The following is a 14918-nucleotide window of genomic DNA, read 5'->3' as shown; positions in this document are numbered from 1 at the left end:
TGAATTTCAGGTCACATCAAGCGTGGTAATTGCGACTGCACGATCTGTATTACCAAGAAAATGGCGATTGGTGACAGATCAAGCCCTCCAATAGGGGGGAGGAAGCGTCGAACCTGTGCAAACATCGGCTCAACAAGCTGCTGCAGCAATTGAGGTGCCGGATGGGGTGAATCGGGGGCAACCCAACTGATAATCACGGAACCGATGGTAGCCCAAAACAGAATAGTCAGCAGGGTGTCCAATACACCGACAAGCGAAAGTACAGCAATTGTTGCCATACCCAGAGGGCTGCTGGTGATCGATACCAAAATAAACAAAGTGACCAGCTTGATGATAAACGCCAGTACCAGCGGTGATATATCAATCCGGCCTAGCTTGGGCATGATACGCTGCAAAGGCATCAGCGGCACCTGGGTAAATTTCACCACAGCCTGAGAGATGGGGTTGTAATAATCCACATTCATTGCTTGCAGCAGAAAGCGCAGGATGGCAATAAAGGCAAAAATTTCGCCAATCGTTCGGATAATTAATAATAGCGGATCCATGATCTACCCTTAAACTTGATGCAGCCGTTGCCCGGATAAAGCCGGTGCTGAAAACGAAAATTAGAGTATAGAGATTTTCACGCGGCGAATGAACCTTTTCCCAGTGATATTCAGGGGAAACGCAACGACAAAGAATACCGTCAGACCCAATAAAGCTTGCTGGCTCTGTAGCAGTATGCGCTGGTTGGCAAATAAATGACCGGAAAGTGTGCTGGTTCCGGCATACCCCTCGCCGTATCGGAGTCAGGAATGCTTATTTAGAAACCTATCCAGAGATTGCAGTGTAGAAAGTCCAAATCAGAGGCAGGAACGAGAGGACTACCCCAAATATTGCCAAGCCGATCCAGCTCTCTTTGTGAATACGCGCCGCTATTTTACGCGCCAGATCCAACGCCCCAACTGGCGTACAGCTCGACTTCATAAACATCTGAGCGAGCCTGGCACCATTATTTTTTGAGGGCGGCTAATAGCTATGGCAAGCATCGAACTAGAGACAAACTCACTCTCAGTATTTGTCTCGGCCACTGTAATCTGACAGTCCCATACATCAAGGGTTTCGCCTGATGGTGTCTCGAATATGTCAATAGAGCAAGTAGAGTCCAGTTTTGCACTAGTCTCATCGTAATGTCCCATCGCTAGCAATAATGACAGTTGGTCACCGAGAGTGTAGCTTTTTGGATCTTCAGCAGTTATGGGAGGCTGGCACAGTAATTCGTCTTGCAGGGAGTGGTTTGAATTTTTTAACAGCGTCCTAAAAAGCGCTTTTCCTGACAAAGTGCTAGCATTACTTTCCGAATCGATACTTCGATCTGCTGCAGAAATCGTACAAGCAACTATGAAAATCAGATAAACGAAGCGTTTCATATAAATTTTCCATAGTAAAACTCAACGGTGGTGCCGCCCGTAGCATAGATAGATGAAAAGGTGTTTTTAAAGTGCACTGTCTGTCATTCCGTGTACAGCTGTTTCGGCATGCGATGAGAGTCACATGCTGTGTTAGTAATTTTTACGCTAATTATTTTTTAGTTTTTGTCAAGCTTGGAGGGTATTCTACGAAAAACAACCGTGTAGTCTCCCCGCTGGCACAGGACTTTGGGCGGGTGGTGGTATCGCTTTGAGGTGACCGTCTGCCGGCAGTCGAGCGTGCCATGGATGACGAATAGCGTGTCACAGCAAAGCGATATCACCACCCAGCGTGGCACCAAAGTCACCGGACCCAAGTGGTACTAGCCCTTAGCTGCCCGCGGACCAAACAGCGCCGTACCAATTCTAACCAGCGTACTCCCCTCAGCGATGGCCGCCGCAAGATCCCCAGACATCCCCATGGACAGTGTATCCATAGCAAGACCATTGGCACGAATCCTCTCCGCCAGCTCCCGAACCTTGGCAAAGGCCAGTCGTTGCACCGTCTCATCATCACTGGCTGCGGGAATCGCCATGAGCCCACGCAAGCAAATATGTGGCAACGCGGCTATTGCACGGGCCAACTCCAAGGCTTCATCCGGTGAGCAACCAGACTTGCTGCTCTCATCGTCAATGTTAACCTGCAAGCAGACATTCAGATCGGGTAAGTCAGTGGGGCGCTGCTCAGACAGGCGGCGGGCGATTTTCAATCGGTCAACGCTATGCACCCAGTCAAAGGCTTCAGCAATCTGGCGGGTTTTATTCGACTGCACCGGACCAATGAAATGCCATTCCAGCGGTAAATCATCTAGCTCCTGGATTTTATCCAGTGCTTCTTGTAGATAATTCTCTCCAAACCGAGTCAGCCCCTGTTGGTAAGCTTCGCGTACCTCATTGGCACTGCGTGTTTTACTCACCGCAAGCAGGGCGACCTCCGATGGGTGGCGGCCTGTGGCCAGGCAGGCTTGATTGATCTCGCTCACTACCTGCGTGGTTTTCTCTGCTATGATAGACATATAGGATATTCTGGTTGTCGTACATTCATGGATCAGGGTATTCTGCGTTAATAGAACCTCTAATGGGAAGAAGCTGCGAGCATAAATTCTATGGATATTACTGAACTCTTGTCCTTTGCTGTCCAGCAGGGCGCTTCTGATTTACACCTGACTTCCGGTATGCCACCCATGATCCGAGTAGATGGTGATGTTCGCCGCATCAAACTGCCGGCTTTGGATCACAAACAGGTGCATACGCTGGTATATGACATCATGAATGACCGTCAGCGTAAAGAATATGAAGAAAATCTCGAGGTCGACTTCTCTTTCGAGGTTCCTAAACTGTCACGTTTCCGTGTTAATGCGTTTAATCAGCATCGTGGTGCGGCTGCAGTCTTCCGTACGGTTCCCAGCAAAGTCTTCACGCTCGATGACCTTGGCATGGGGAAAGTTTTTCAGGATCTGTCTGAAAAGGCTCGCGGATTGGTGCTGGTTACCGGACCCACTGGTTCAGGTAAAAGTACCACGCTGGCAGCGATGATTGACTATATCAACGATACCCGTTCGGAACATATCCTCACTATCGAGGATCCGATCGAGTTTGTGCATGAAAGTAAGAAATGTCTGGTGAACCAGCGTGAAGTGCATCGTGATACGCATAGTTTTGCTAATGCGTTGCGCTCGGCGTTGCGTGAAGACCCGGATATTATCCTCGTAGGTGAGATGCGTGACCTGGAAACCATCCGTCTGGCGCTTACAGCTGCAGAAACCGGGCATCTGGTGTTTGGCACCTTGCATACCACCTCGGCGGCTAAAACTATCGACCGTATCATTGATGTCTTTCCTGCGGCCGAAAAAGATATGGTGCGCTCCATGCTCTCGGAATCCTTGCAGGGTGTTATCTCCCAGTCCTTGATGAAAAAACTCAAAGGCGGGCGTATTGCCGCCCATGAAATTATGATCGGCACACCGGCGATACGTAACCTGATCCGTGAAGACAAGGTCGCGCAGATGTACTCTGCGATACAGACAGGTGCCTCTTTTGGCATGAAGACACTGGATCAGTCCTTGACTGAACTGGTATCGAAAGGCTTGATCTCCAGAGAAGCGGCGCGCGAGAAATCGAAGAATCCGTCATCCTTCTGATGGCATAACCTAATAAGGACAGGGCTATGGATTTTACACAACTGCTTAAGGTGATGTCGGATCGTGGTGCATCTGACCTTTTTGTTACAGCCGGCGCCGCACCTGCAATTAAGGTGGATGGCACCATCAAGCCGCTGACCAAAGAGGTGCTCAAGCCTGAGCAAGCCAGAAAGCTGGTGTACAGCACCATGAATGATAAGCAATTGGCAGAGTTTGAAGGCACTCATGAATGTAATTTTGCCATTAGTGCCCAAGGCATCGGGCGCTTTCGTGTCAGTGCGTTTGTGCAGCGTAATACACCCGGCATGGTGATGCGTCGAATTAATACCTATATTCCCAGCCTGGAAGAGTTGCATCTGCCGGCTGTTCTTAAAGACTTATCGATGACTAAACGAGGCCTGATCTTGTTTGTGGGGGGGACCTCAACTGGTAAGTCCACTTCACTGGCATCTATGATCGATTACAGAAATCAGCATCATGCCGGCCACATCATTACTATCGAAGACCCGATAGAGTACATTCATAACCATCGAAAAAGTATAGTGACCCAGCGAGAAGTAGGCCTGGATACGGATTCCTATGAAATAGCGCTGAAGAACACCTTGCGTCAGGCACCGGATGTTATTCTGATGGGTGAGATACGTGATGCCGAAACCATGAAGTATGGGCTGAGCTTTGCCGAAACCGGCCACCTCTGTATGGCAACACTGCATGCCAACAATGCTAACCAGGCACTGGACCGTATTATTTCCTTCTTTGGGCCGGATCATCATGCACAGGTGTGGATGGATTTGTCACTCAACCTCAAGGCGATAGTGGCGCAGCAACTCTTGCCGACAGTCGATGGCACGGGACGACGTGCGGCCATTGAAGTGCTGATTAATACACCATTAATACAGGATATGGTGCGTAAGGGTGCGGTGCATGAGATCAAGGATGTGATTAAAAAGTCCACCAACCTTGGCATGCAAACCTTCGATCAGGCTCTGTTTAATCTATATAAACAAGGTGTCATTAGTTACGATGTGGCATTGAGCCATGCTGATTCCACTAATGATCTGCGCCTGATGATCAAGCTGAATGAAGAAACGCATGGCAAGTCAAAAACAGTGTCTGCCAAAGATGATTCCATGCCATCCTTTACCTTGCAGGAAGAGGATGACAACATGAATCTTGGTGGTGTGGCTGACGTTAAGAACATGTAACGCTGGATCAGTGGCGCCGAAACACTACCTTCCCACCGATCAGTGTGGTGGTTACACGGCCTGTGAGTGTCTGACCTGTAAACGGTGAGTTTTTACCGGCTGAGATCAGACTCTCAGGGCTGACTGTCCATTTCTCCTGCGGATGGAAAATGCAGATGTCGGCTTGTCGGCCAGGCATCAAACTGCCACTCTCCAGTCCCAGAATACGGGCAGGTGCCAGAGTGAGTTTCTCGATCAATTGGGGTAGCTCAATCAGCTTGCGTTCCACTAGTGTCAGGCATAAAGGTACTAGTGTTTCCAGTCCGCTAAGCCCGGGTGCGGTTTCTGCAAAAGGTGCTTGTTTTGAAATTAAATCCTGGGGCTGGTGATCAGAGCAGATGGCGGTAATCGTCTGGCTCAGTAATCCTTGCAGTAGCCCGGCTCGATCAAGCGCGCTGCGCAAGGGTGGTTGCAGGTGCAGGGCGGAATCAAATTCATTCACCTGCTCGTCGCTTAGAATTAAATGGTGCACGGCAACATCGGTTGTGACTTTTAGTCCACGTTGTTGCGCTGCACTGATTAGCTGAACTGAGCGTTCACAGGTGATCTGGCCAAAGTGAGCACGAACTCCGGTTTGTTCTACCAACAGAAGGCAACGTGCAACTTCGATGGTTTCTGCCGCTTCAGGAATACCGCTGAGTCCCATGCGTGTAGCGTTGGCACCTTCATGCATGCAGCCACTGGTTGCCAGGCTGTGATCCTGTGCTTGAAAAATCACTAGTAAATCAAAAGTAGCCGCATATTCCAGGCAGCGCAGCAGGCTCAATGAGCTTTTCACCGGGAAGCGGGCATTCGTAAATGCAATGCAGCCAGAGCTGGCCAGGGCGTGCAGCGGTGCCAGTTGTTCGCCCAGCAGTCCTTGGGTCAGTGCCCCCATTGGCAGTACACGGCTAAAGCCAGCATCGGCTGCGCGATCCTGTATCAGTTCAGCAACAGCTGGTGTGTCGACAACCGGTCGTGTTGTCGGCGGTGTAATCAGAGTAGTGATACCACCGGCCGCTGCCGCCGCTGTTTCACTGGCAATGGTGCCTTTGTGGGTTTCGCCTGGTTCGCGTAAATGGGCGCAGAGATCAATCAGGCCGGGGCAGACGATTTGGCCGGTTGCATCAATACGTTCATCGCTGATAAAGCCATCCGGTGCCTCGCCCAGTGCCAGGATTTCTCCATTAGAAATGTACAGGTCGGTAATCTGATCAACAGCACTGGCCGGATCTATGACGCGGCCACCTTCAATTATCATGTTCATCGTCTGGGGATCCTTAAGCCTTGGCACTTAGCTGGTTATCTTTCAATTGACCACTCATGGCCATCGACATAACGGCCATGCGCACGGCAATGCCGTTGGTGACCTGATTCAGAATAACCGAGCGTTCTCCATCAGCTACACTGGATTCGATTTCTACACCCCGGTTAATCGGCCCGGGATGCATTACAATGGCATCGGGGCGGGCGTAGGCCAGCTTGGCTTCGGTAAGGCCATAGAGTTTGTAGAATTCGGACTCACTGGGCAGTAGCGCTGATTGCATGCGCTCTTTTTGTAGCCTTAGCATGATGATGACGTCAACATCACGTAAGCCTCGTGACATTTCGGTGTATACCTTGACGCCCATGGCTTCCAGATGGCGGGGTAACAGCGTCAGTGGAGCAATGACGCGGATTTCAGCCGCACCCAGTGCACGCAGCGCATGAATTTGTGACCGTGCTACACGGGAATGCAAAATATCGCCGACTATGGCAATTTTGAGGCTGGAAAAATCACCCTTGTGTTGACGTATGGTGAGCATGTCCAGCATCGCCTGGGTGGGGTGTGCATGGCGGCCATCACCGGCATTGATCACAGCAACATCGGGGGTGACATGTTCGGCAATAAAATGCGCGGCACCGCTGGCTGAGTGACGTACCACAAACATATCGCAATGCATGGCGCGTAATGTCATCAGCGTGTCCTTCAGGGTTTCCCCTTTGGAGGTCGATGAGGTACTGATGTTGAGGTTGAGTACATCGGCAGACAAGCGCTTAGCGGCTAGCTCAAAGGTAGACAGCGTGCGGGTGCTGGCTTCAAAAAACAGGTTGGCTACGGTCTTTCCGCGCAGCAGCGGTACTTTTTTGACCTGCTGGGCTCCCATGTCGACAAATGAGTCGGCAGTGTCCAGAATTTCCGTGAGCAGCGGGGCTGAAAGCCCCTCTATGGTCAGGAAGTGTTTCAGCTGTCCTTCAGGCGTCAGTTGAATACTATCGTAGTGGTTCTGGCTCAGCATAATAAAATACTCATGTCTTCAGGGTCATGATTGACGTTGACGAATATCCAGCAGCAGCGGATCCGGGCCACAAAGTTTGATCTGCTGATCCGGGCCCAGAATCATGGTGTCACCACAAACATCCGGCTGCACAGGCAGTTCACGGCGCTGCAGGTCGATTAGCGTGATGAGTGAAATCGAAGCGGGTCTGCCGTAATCGAACAACTCATTCATAGCGGCACGAATCGTACGTCCTGACATGATGACATCATCCACCAGCAGAATATGCCGGTCTTCTGTTGAGCAAGGGAGCTCAGACGGCTTTACTTTAGGGTTCAGACCAGAGCGGGTGAAATCATCACGATAAAAGGAGATATCCAGTATGCCCAGTGGGCTGGTAATGCCCAATTGCTGGTGTAGACGTTCTGCCACCCAAACACCGCCGGTTCGGATACCTATCATTATTGGGTCTTCGATATTTCGATAGGTAATCAGGGTTTTGAGGTCCTGGCAGATAGAGTCAAGCAGGCGTTCAACGTTCAGGTTGCCCGATACCATAAAGGGTCTCCAGTGGGGTGTGGCTGGGAATGAGTTGGGTGGTGGAAAACCAGTCTTCCAGAATCAGACGCGCGGCAATGCTGTCGACAGGTTCCTTGCGAAAATTACTACCGCCGCCCGCCGCATAATGGATCTGTTTGGCTTCCCGGGTGGTGAGACGTTCATCCATAAGGAAGCAGGGGTGACCAAAGCGTTCATGTATGCGGTTTGCAAATTTGCGTGCCCTGCGGGCCATCTCACTGATGCTGCCATCCATATTGACAGGTATACCGACGACAAGACAGTCAGGCTGCCAGGTTTCAATGAGGGTCGCCAGAGCCTCCCAGTCGGGTATGCCATCGCGGGCATTGACCGTGTTCAGTGGTTTTGCAGTGGCGGTCACGGTTTGTCCGGCTGCAACGCCGATGCGCCCTGTGCCAAAATCAAAACCCAGTGCCGTTTTAAAAGATGACTGCATGCAGTTTTCGGTCAGGCATGTCCGGCATGAGTCGTCAGAAGTTGAAGGTTGACGCCCAGTGATGCCGCAGCTGCCTGAAGTCGCTCCTCAGCTGGTAACCGAAACATTATATCTGAATTTGCCGGGCAGCTTAACCAGGTGTTTTCATATATCTCATGTTCCAGTTGCCCCGGGCTCCAGCCCGCATAGCCAAGCGCGACCAGGCAGTCTTTCGGACCTTCACCCACGGCCATGGCTTCAAGAATATCCATGGAGGTAGTCAATTGAATTTCATTGGTAACCGAGTGGCTGGATAACCAGCGTCGTCCATCATCGCCATGTAACACAAAGCCCCGATCAGGATGGATGGGCCCGCCCTTGAATACCGGCATAGGGTCGATAGCTACCTGGGTGTAGTCTAACTGGATATGATCGAACAGGTCATGCACCAGAATGCCAGCCGGGCGGTTAATGATAATGCCCATGGCGCCATATTCACTGTGGTCACAGATATACGTCAGCGTGCGGGAGAAATGGCGATCATCCAGATGCGGCATGGAGATGAGAAACTGATCGCGCAATGAAGTTGAATCGGTCATGCGAGTCACCTTGGATAGAAAGTTACCGATGGACTCAAAACAAAAAGCCTTACACTAGGCTTAGTACACACTGGCGCGTTTCTCAAACTTCCAGGTACGAATTATTTCAAGACGATCCGTATTTCGACGCATTTCATTGGTGAAGGGCTGGAAGGGGGAAGCCATTTGCACAATACGTATGGCCGCATTATCTAATACAGCATGGCCTGAAGACTGTAATACTTCAATATCAGTCACACTGCCATCTGGCAGTATCCCTACCAGTAACCGCAAGCTGCCGTTGATATCATTACGGCGGGCTTCTTCCGGATAGTTCATATTGCCAACGGTTTCGATGCGTCGGCGCCAGTTATCCAGATAAATGGCATCATCATGCGCCATTGAAGAGGGCGATGATGTGAGTCGGCGTACTCTGGGTTTTCGCGCTTGCGTTTGTTGCTGAGCGGAGAGTTGTGCCTGAATACTGGCGATTTCCATGCTGCGGGCCATCAATGAGCCTGATTGGCCCGCTGTGGGTTGTGGTTGGCTGGCGGGTTGGCGCTGCTGTTGTGCCGGTGCTTGTTCTGGCGCTGGCGCCTGGGTTACTACCGGGGTTTGCTCAGCTCCAGTTTGTTCGGGAGTCGCTGTTTCCGGCTCCGCGGGCTCAGGCGTAACCGGAGTTGGTTCAGCTACTTCTGGTTGGGGGTCTGGTATAGGGAGTGGCTGCGGCATGGGTGCTTGTTCTGCTACCACTTCATCTTCCAGAATGGATTCTTCGGTGACACTGGGCAGCAGTTTTTCATCGCTCTCACCACTGCCGAGCTGATCAGCCTGGGCAAAAAAATCGGCGTCTTCCGGCGGCGTCTCACTGGCTTGCTGGACCAGAGTGATATCGAGCGTTTGTTGCGGTGGCGGTGTTTCCGGGAGTTTAAAGCTAATGGCCAGAATCAAAAAACCGTGCAGCGCCAGGGCCAGAAACAGGTTAAGGCCAAAGCGATCTGCCGCGGTTTTATACCAGGAGTGGCGTTGATCCGGCGTCACTATCATTGTTCAGCAAGGATTTGCTCTAGCTTGTTCATTAGCTGCATACCGATATCCAGGTCACACTGAGTGTCCAGTTCACGTATGCAGGTCGGGCTGGTGACATTGATCTCTGTGAGATAGTCACCTATGACATCCAGGCCAACAAACAATAGCCCCTGTGCTTTCAGTGTTGGACCAACCTGTCCACAAATCCAGCGATCACGATCACTCAGTGGCCGGGCTTCACCGCGGCCGCCAGCAGCCAGGTTGCCACGCGTTTCCCCGGCTGAAGGTATGCGAGCCAGGGCGTAAGGTAGCGGCTCACCATCGATCATGAGAATGCGTTTGTCACCGGCACTGATCTCTGGTAGATACTTCTGGACCATGCACATTTGAGTGCCGTGTGCGGTTAAGGTTTCAATAATTACCCCCAGGTTCAGGCCATCCTCACGTACCCGGAAGATCGACGCGCCGCCCATGCCATCCAGCGGTTTGAAAATCACATCCTGATGCTCATTATGAAAGGCGCGTAATGCGTCGTCGCGACGTGATACCAATACCGGTGGGCAGCATTGCGGAAAATGGGTGGCGAAGAGCTTCTCATTGTAATCCCGCAGGCCCTGAGTGCGGTTGACGATCAGGGTGCCTTGCTGCTCAGCCAGCGCCAGTAGCTGCGTTGAATAGAGGAATTCACTATCAAAGGGTGGATCCTTGCGCATCAGGATAGCATTGAGCGTGCTGAGTGGTTGCTGTTGATAGTCACCGCGACTGAACCATTGCTCTGGATTCATGGCGACTTGTAGCGGTGCCATGCGTCCCATTGCCTGACCCTGAACCAGGCTGAGATCGGACTGTTCCATGTACCAGATTTCCCAGCCTTTGCATTGTGCGGCCCAGAGCATCGCCAGGCTGGAGTCTTTCTTGTAGCTGATCGCCTCAATGGGATCCATGACGATACCGATTTTAATGCTCATTCATGCGTCCTGTCGTTGGTCTGGTGAGGGTGTCTATCTTAACCTAGATCACCCCAGAGATACTGTAAAACTGCGCAGGCCGCCACCGGGGCTGTTTCCGTGCGCATCACCCGTGGTCCGAATGCCAGGGGCTGGAAGCCTTGTTCCATTGCCTGTGCGACTTCGGCTTCGGTTAACCCCCCTTCGGGGCCAATTAGCAGCGCAACAGATGTCGGTGGCTGCATTGTTGTCAACGCAGTGGCGCTGTGATGGTGTAATACCAGCTTAACCTCTGCTTGACAGGTTTCAAGCCATGTTTGTAGCGACTGAGGTGTGGCGATTTCAGGCAAGCGGTTGCGTAACGATTGCTCACAGGCACTGATGGCAACCTGTTGCCAGTGACGTTGACGTTTGTCTTGCCGCTCCGCTGTGAGTTTGACTTCACAACGCTCAGTAAACAGCGGTGTGAGGGTTTGACAGCCCATTTCAGTTGCTTTTTGTACCGCATAATCCATGCGTTCGCCTCGGGAAAGCGCTTGGCCTATCTCGATGTTAAGTGCTGACTCGGTGTTTGCGCGGCGTGTGGCGGTGATACTGACTTGCATGCTGCGTTTATCGGCAGTGCTTACCAACGCGTCATATTCATAGCCATCACCATTGAACAGGCTGAGCCGGTCTCCTTCACGCAGGCGCAAGGCTTTACCTGCATGCTGAAAGCTGCTGTCACTCAGGGTTAGCTCGGCGAGGCCCGCCAACGGTTGAGCCTCGTAAAAGCGTGGTACTCTCATCATCTGCGCGCCTGATCAGAGACCTGCGGCCTGTCGGAGTACGTCAGCCCGATCAATTTTTTCCCAAGGGAAAGCCGTAAAGGTTTCTGTCTGTTTCTGCCCATCCTGGTCAATCCACTCATAGCTGGCTTCAAAAGGCTCACGGCCAAAGTGTCCATAAGCCGCGGTCATCTGGTACATCGGATGCAGCAGGTCCAGCATGGTGGTGATGGCATAAGGGCGTAGGTCAAACTCGCGAAGAATCAGTTCAATAATCTGTTCATCACTAATCTTGCCGGTGCCAAAGGTGTTGACTGACACAGAGGTGGGTTCGGCAACACCTATGGCATAGGACACCTGGATTTCGCAACGATCAGCAAGGCCAGCTGCCACAATATTCTTGGCAACATAGCGACCGGCATAAGCGGCTGAACGATCGACTTTTGATGGATCTTTACCAGAGAAAGCACCGCCGCCGTGACGCGCCATGCCGCCATAGGTATCGACAATGATTTTGCGCCCGGTCAGTCCACAATCGCCTACCGGACCGCCGATGACAAATTTGCCGGTTGGATTGATATGGTAGCGGGTTGTGTCTGACAGCCATTGTGCCGGGATGACTGCTTCAATGATTTCTCGCTGCACCATGCGGCGCAAATCTTCCTGATTGATCTCCGGATCATGCTGGGTTGAGAGTACGACGGCGTCAACGCCACAGGGTTTGCCCGTATCGTCATAGCGGAAGGTGACCTGGCTCTTCGCATCTGGACGCAGCCAGGGCAGCATGCCGCTTTTGCGCAGTTCGGCCTGGCGTTCCACCAGTCGGTGAGCATAGTGAATGGGAGCTGGCATTAAGGATTCGGTTTCATTGGTGGCATAGCCAAACATCAGCCCCTGATCGCCAGCACCCTGATCTTCGGGTTTGCTGCGATCGACCCCTTGGGCAATATCCATGCTTTGTTTTCCGATCAAATTGATCACACCACAGGTCGCGCCATCATAGCCCACCAATGAGGAGGTATAACCTATGGTATTGATGACATTGCGTACCAGATACTCCAGATCGACCCAGGCTGAGGTAGAGATCTCACCTGCCACTATGGCAACGCCGGTTTTAACCAGTGTTTCACAGGCTACTCGCGCGTGTTTGTCGCGTGCGATAATGGCGTCCAGTACCGCATCTGAGATCTGATCGGCTATTTTGTCCGGGTGACCTTCAGAAACGGATTCAGAGGTGAAGAGGGTGTATTCGCTCATGTCAGGAAAATTCCTATAGCTTGAGAAGTTGTTGCCAGTCAATGGCCCTGTTCCAATCATTTTACCGGTTTGGACGGGGTTTTTCATAACTGAATTTAAGGTTGAAGGTGAAATCCGGGTGTTTTTACATGAAATTTCCACTTTATGTGGAATTGCATTTGATGCGCGTGGCTATCTGCGCGAAAATCAGCGCCTGAAACTTTTACGAACTTAAATCAGAATCGGGCCAGCCCCAGGAGTTGATTGAATGTCCTCTCGCCGTGAACTTGCCAATGCCATTCGGGCGTTGAGTATGGATGCCGTCCAGAAAGCCAAATCCGGGCATCCCGGAGCGCCAATGGGAATGGCAGATATTGCTGAAGTCTTATGGAATGACTTCATGAAGCATAATCCTGCCAATCCTTACTGGTTTGACCGTGACCGCTTTGTGCTGTCCAACGGTCACGGTTCCATGCTGATCTACTCCCTGCTGCATCTGACGGGTTATGACGTCAGCATTGAGGATTTGAAAAACTTCCGCCAGTTACACAGTAAAACTGCTGGCCATCCGGAATACAGCTACTGCCCGGGTGTTGAAACCACCACTGGTCCGCTGGGTCAGGGCATTACCAATGCCGTGGGTATGGCCTTGGCCGAAAAAGTGCTGGCCGCTCAATTCAATCGCGATGACCATGACATCATTGATCACCATACTTATGCTTTTCTGGGTGATGGCTGTCTGATGGAAGGTATCTCGCATGAAGCCTGCTCACTGGCCGGTACACTGGGGCTGGGTAAGCTGATTGCATTCTGGGATGATAACGGTATCTCTATCGATGGCGAAGTTGAGGGTTGGTTCACTGATAACACCCCGGCACGTTTTGAAGCTTACGGCTGGCAGGTTATTGCGGATATCGATGGTCACGATGCCGATCAGATCCGTGAGGCGATTGAACAGGCGCGCGAAAATACCCAGCAGCCTACCTTGATCTGCTGCAAAACCATTATCGGTTTTGGTTCACCGAATAAACAGGGCAAGGAAGATTGCCACGGTGCGCCACTGGGTGATGACGAAATACTGCTGGCACGTGAACAGTTACAGTGGCCTCATCTGCCATTCCAGATTCCTGGTGAGATTTACGATGACTGGAATGCCCTGGAAGCAGGTCAGTATGCAGAAAATGAGTGGAATGATCGACTGGCGGCTTATCAGAGCGCGTATCCAGAGTTAGCTGCTGAACTAGTGCGTCGTCTAGCAGGCGATCTGCCGGATAATTTTGAGCAGCAGGTAGATGCATGGATTGCTGAGGTGGCTGCAAAAGGCGATACCATTGCGTCACGCAAGGCCTCCCAGAATGCGCTGAATGCCCTGGGACCTATACTCCCCGAATTTCTGGGCGGCTCGGCGGATCTGGCAGGCTCGAACCTGACGCTTTGGTCAGGAGCCAAGGGTGTCAACCGTGAAGATGCCAGTGGTAATTATATGTACTACGGCGTGCGTGAGTTCGGCATGAGCGCGATGATGAACGGTATTGCGCTGCATGGTGGGTTCATTCCTTATGGTGCGACCTTCCTGGTGTTTATGGAGTATGCGCGCAATGCCGTGCGGATGGCCTCATTGATGAAGCAGCGGGTGATTTTTGTCTATACACATGACTCTATTGGTCTGGGTGAAGACGGCCCGACGCATCAGCCGGTTGAGCAAATTTCTAACCTACGTCATACCCCGAATATGGAAACCTGGCGTCCTTGTGATGCTGTGGAGTCTGCGGTTAGCTGGAAGTCTGCGGTGATGCGGACGGATGGACCCAGTGCGTTGATCTTTTCGCGTCAGAACCTGCCACATCAACCACGCAGTAATGAGCAGGTCGCTGCTGTTGCTCGCGGCGCTTATGTGCTGACAGATTGCGAAGGCACGCCAGAGATCATACTGATGGCAACTGGATCTGAAGTGGCCTTGACTGTTAGTGCGGCTGAAACCCTGACGGCAGAAGGCCGACGGGTGCGGGTGGTATCTATGCCTTGTACTGAGCGATTTGACAAACAGGATGCGAATTACCGTGAAGCGGTATTGCCTGCGGCTGTAACCGCGCGCGTAGCCGTAGAAGCCGCTCAGGCGGATTTCTGGTTCAAGTATGTCGGTTTGAACGGTGCCATAGTCGGGATGCGCAGCTTCGGTGAGTCTGCGCCAGCCGGTGCCTTGTTTGAATATTTCGGCTTTACCACTGAAAATGTCGTCAATACAGCCCGTGAACTGCTGTAAGCTGGCCCGTTAACCTAAAGAAAGGATGCGCAAC

The 14918-nt window shown here is 51.8% G+C and carries 15 protein-coding genes; 3 read left to right on the top strand and 12 right to left on the bottom strand.

Annotated elements, in window-relative coordinates; genetic code table 11:
* Positions 1 to 11: 11 nt before the first annotated feature.
* The 3 genes from F5I99_RS17140 to F5I99_RS17130 form a co-directional block, all read right to left on the bottom strand.
* On the bottom strand, positions 12 to 545 hold the full coding sequence (locus F5I99_RS17140) for a YggT family protein (RefSeq protein WP_151058144.1): 534 nt from the start codon (positions 543 to 545) through the stop codon (positions 12 to 14).
* Positions 546 to 962: 417 nt separating this feature from the next.
* Positions 963 to 1409: a hypothetical protein gene (locus tag F5I99_RS17135; RefSeq protein WP_151058142.1), complete on the bottom strand. Its 447-nt coding sequence runs from the start codon at positions 1407 to 1409 to the stop codon at positions 963 to 965.
* Positions 1410 to 1771: 362 nt separating this feature from the next.
* Positions 1772 to 2464 carry a YggS family pyridoxal phosphate-dependent enzyme gene (locus F5I99_RS17130; protein WP_151058140.1) on the bottom strand — a complete coding sequence of 231 codons (693 nt, stop codon included), beginning with the start codon at positions 2462 to 2464 and terminating at the stop codon, positions 1772 to 1774.
* A gap of 90 nt (positions 2465 to 2554) precedes the next feature.
* Between F5I99_RS17130 and F5I99_RS17125 the strand changes: the two genes are divergently transcribed.
* Both F5I99_RS17125 and F5I99_RS17120 read left to right on the top strand, forming a co-directional pair.
* Positions 2555 to 3589, top strand: coding sequence for a type IV pilus twitching motility protein PilT (locus F5I99_RS17125; protein ID WP_151058138.1), 1035 nt, complete (start codon positions 2555 to 2557; stop codon positions 3587 to 3589).
* Between the two features lie 26 nt (positions 3590 to 3615).
* A complete protein-coding gene (locus F5I99_RS17120) occupies positions 3616 to 4794 on the top strand; it encodes a PilT/PilU family type 4a pilus ATPase (protein WP_151058136.1) in 1179 nt (392 codons plus the stop codon).
* Positions 4795 to 4801: 7 nt separating this feature from the next.
* Here the strand turns inward: F5I99_RS17120 and F5I99_RS17115 are convergent, their stop codons facing one another.
* From F5I99_RS17115 to metK, 9 genes are read right to left on the bottom strand one after another with little or no spacing between them, the layout of a single operon-like run.
* On the bottom strand, positions 4802 to 6079 hold the full coding sequence (locus F5I99_RS17115; RefSeq protein WP_151058134.1) for a dihydroorotase: 1278 nt from the start codon (positions 6077 to 6079) through the stop codon (positions 4802 to 4804).
* Between the two features lie 13 nt (positions 6080 to 6092).
* Complete coding sequence (locus F5I99_RS17110) at positions 6093 to 7091, bottom strand: aspartate carbamoyltransferase catalytic subunit (RefSeq protein ID WP_151058132.1); 999 nt, start codon at positions 7089 to 7091, stop codon at positions 6093 to 6095.
* A gap of 24 nt (positions 7092 to 7115) precedes the next feature.
* Positions 7116 to 7628, bottom strand: coding sequence for a bifunctional pyr operon transcriptional regulator/uracil phosphoribosyltransferase PyrR (gene pyrR, locus F5I99_RS17105; protein WP_151058130.1), 513 nt, complete (start codon positions 7626 to 7628; stop codon positions 7116 to 7118).
* The gene (gene ruvX, locus F5I99_RS17100; RefSeq protein ID WP_151058128.1) at positions 7603 to 8085 is read right to left on the bottom strand and encodes a Holliday junction resolvase RuvX; all 483 of its coding nucleotides are present in this window, start codon (positions 8083 to 8085) and stop codon (positions 7603 to 7605) included. The genes pyrR and ruvX overlap by 26 nt, the downstream gene beginning before the upstream one ends.
* Positions 8086 to 8096: 11 nt before the next feature.
* A complete protein-coding gene (locus tag F5I99_RS17095; protein WP_151058126.1) occupies positions 8097 to 8663 on the bottom strand; it encodes a YqgE/AlgH family protein in 567 nt (188 codons plus the stop codon).
* Between the two features lie 60 nt (positions 8664 to 8723).
* The gene (locus F5I99_RS17090; protein WP_225307456.1) at positions 8724 to 9683 is read right to left on the bottom strand and encodes an energy transducer TonB; all 960 of its coding nucleotides are present in this window, start codon (positions 9681 to 9683) and stop codon (positions 8724 to 8726) included.
* A gap of 2 nt (positions 9684 to 9685) precedes the next feature.
* Positions 9686 to 10639 carry a glutathione synthase gene (gene gshB / locus F5I99_RS17085; RefSeq protein ID WP_151058122.1) on the bottom strand — a complete coding sequence of 318 codons (954 nt, stop codon included), beginning with the start codon at positions 10637 to 10639 and terminating at the stop codon, positions 9686 to 9688.
* 38 nt (positions 10640 to 10677) lie between these two features.
* Complete coding sequence (locus tag F5I99_RS17080; RefSeq protein ID WP_325062999.1) at positions 10678 to 11409, bottom strand: 16S rRNA (uracil(1498)-N(3))-methyltransferase; 732 nt, start codon at positions 11407 to 11409, stop codon at positions 10678 to 10680.
* A 12-nt stretch (positions 11410 to 11421) separates the two neighbouring features.
* Entirely contained in the window at positions 11422 to 12642 is a 1221-nt protein-coding gene (gene metK, locus F5I99_RS17075; RefSeq protein WP_151058120.1) for a methionine adenosyltransferase, read from the bottom strand.
* A gap of 247 nt (positions 12643 to 12889) precedes the next feature.
* Between metK and tkt the strand changes: the two genes are divergently transcribed.
* On the top strand, positions 12890 to 14884 hold the full coding sequence (tkt, locus tag F5I99_RS17070; protein WP_151058118.1) for a transketolase: 1995 nt from the start codon (positions 12890 to 12892) through the stop codon (positions 14882 to 14884).
* The last annotated feature ends 34 nt before the right edge of the window (positions 14885 to 14918 follow it).

The sequence above is a fragment of the Nitrincola iocasae genome, assembly GCF_008727795.1.
Lineage (GTDB): Bacteria > Pseudomonadota > Gammaproteobacteria > Pseudomonadales > Balneatricaceae > Nitrincola > Nitrincola iocasae.
Note: the sequence above shows the minus strand (reverse complement) of the source record. Positions and strands in the feature narration are given on the sequence as shown.

Bases quoted from the DNA above. Each gene is read 5' to 3' on its own strand.
- F5I99_RS17140 (WP_151058144.1), bottom strand. From the start codon at position 545: ATGGATCCGCTATTATTAATTATCCGAACGATTGGCGAAATTTTTGCC.
- F5I99_RS17135 (WP_151058142.1), bottom strand. From the start codon at position 1,409: ATGAAACGCTTCGTTTATCTGATTTTCATAGTTGCTTGTACGATTTCT.
- F5I99_RS17130 (WP_151058140.1), bottom strand. From the start codon at position 2,464: ATGTCTATCATAGCAGAGAAAACCACGCAGGTAGTGAGCGAGATCAAT.
- F5I99_RS17125 (WP_151058138.1), top strand. From the start codon at position 2,555: ATGGATATTACTGAACTCTTGTCCTTTGCTGTCCAGCAGGGCGCTTCT.
- F5I99_RS17120 (WP_151058136.1), top strand. From the start codon at position 3,616: ATGGATTTTACACAACTGCTTAAGGTGATGTCGGATCGTGGTGCATCT.
- F5I99_RS17115 (WP_151058134.1), bottom strand. From the start codon at position 6,079: ATGAACATGATAATTGAAGGTGGCCGCGTCATAGATCCGGCCAGTGCT.
- F5I99_RS17110 (WP_151058132.1), bottom strand. From the start codon at position 7,091: ATGCTGAGCCAGAACCACTACGATAGTATTCAACTGACGCCTGAAGGA.
- pyrR (WP_151058130.1), bottom strand. From the start codon at position 7,628: ATGGTATCGGGCAACCTGAACGTTGAACGCCTGCTTGACTCTATCTGC.
- ruvX (WP_151058128.1), bottom strand. From the start codon at position 8,085: ATGCAGTCATCTTTTAAAACGGCACTGGGTTTTGATTTTGGCACAGGG.
- F5I99_RS17095 (WP_151058126.1), bottom strand. From the start codon at position 8,663: ATGACCGATTCAACTTCATTGCGCGATCAGTTTCTCATCTCCATGCCG.
- gshB (WP_151058122.1), bottom strand. From the start codon at position 10,639: ATGAGCATTAAAATCGGTATCGTCATGGATCCCATTGAGGCGATCAGC.
- F5I99_RS17080 (WP_325062999.1), bottom strand. From the start codon at position 11,409: ATGATGAGAGTACCACGCTTTTACGAGGCTCAACCGTTGGCGGGCCTC.
- metK (WP_151058120.1), bottom strand. From the start codon at position 12,642: ATGAGCGAATACACCCTCTTCACCTCTGAATCCGTTTCTGAAGGTCAC.
- tkt (WP_151058118.1), top strand. From the start codon at position 12,890: ATGTCCTCTCGCCGTGAACTTGCCAATGCCATTCGGGCGTTGAGTATG.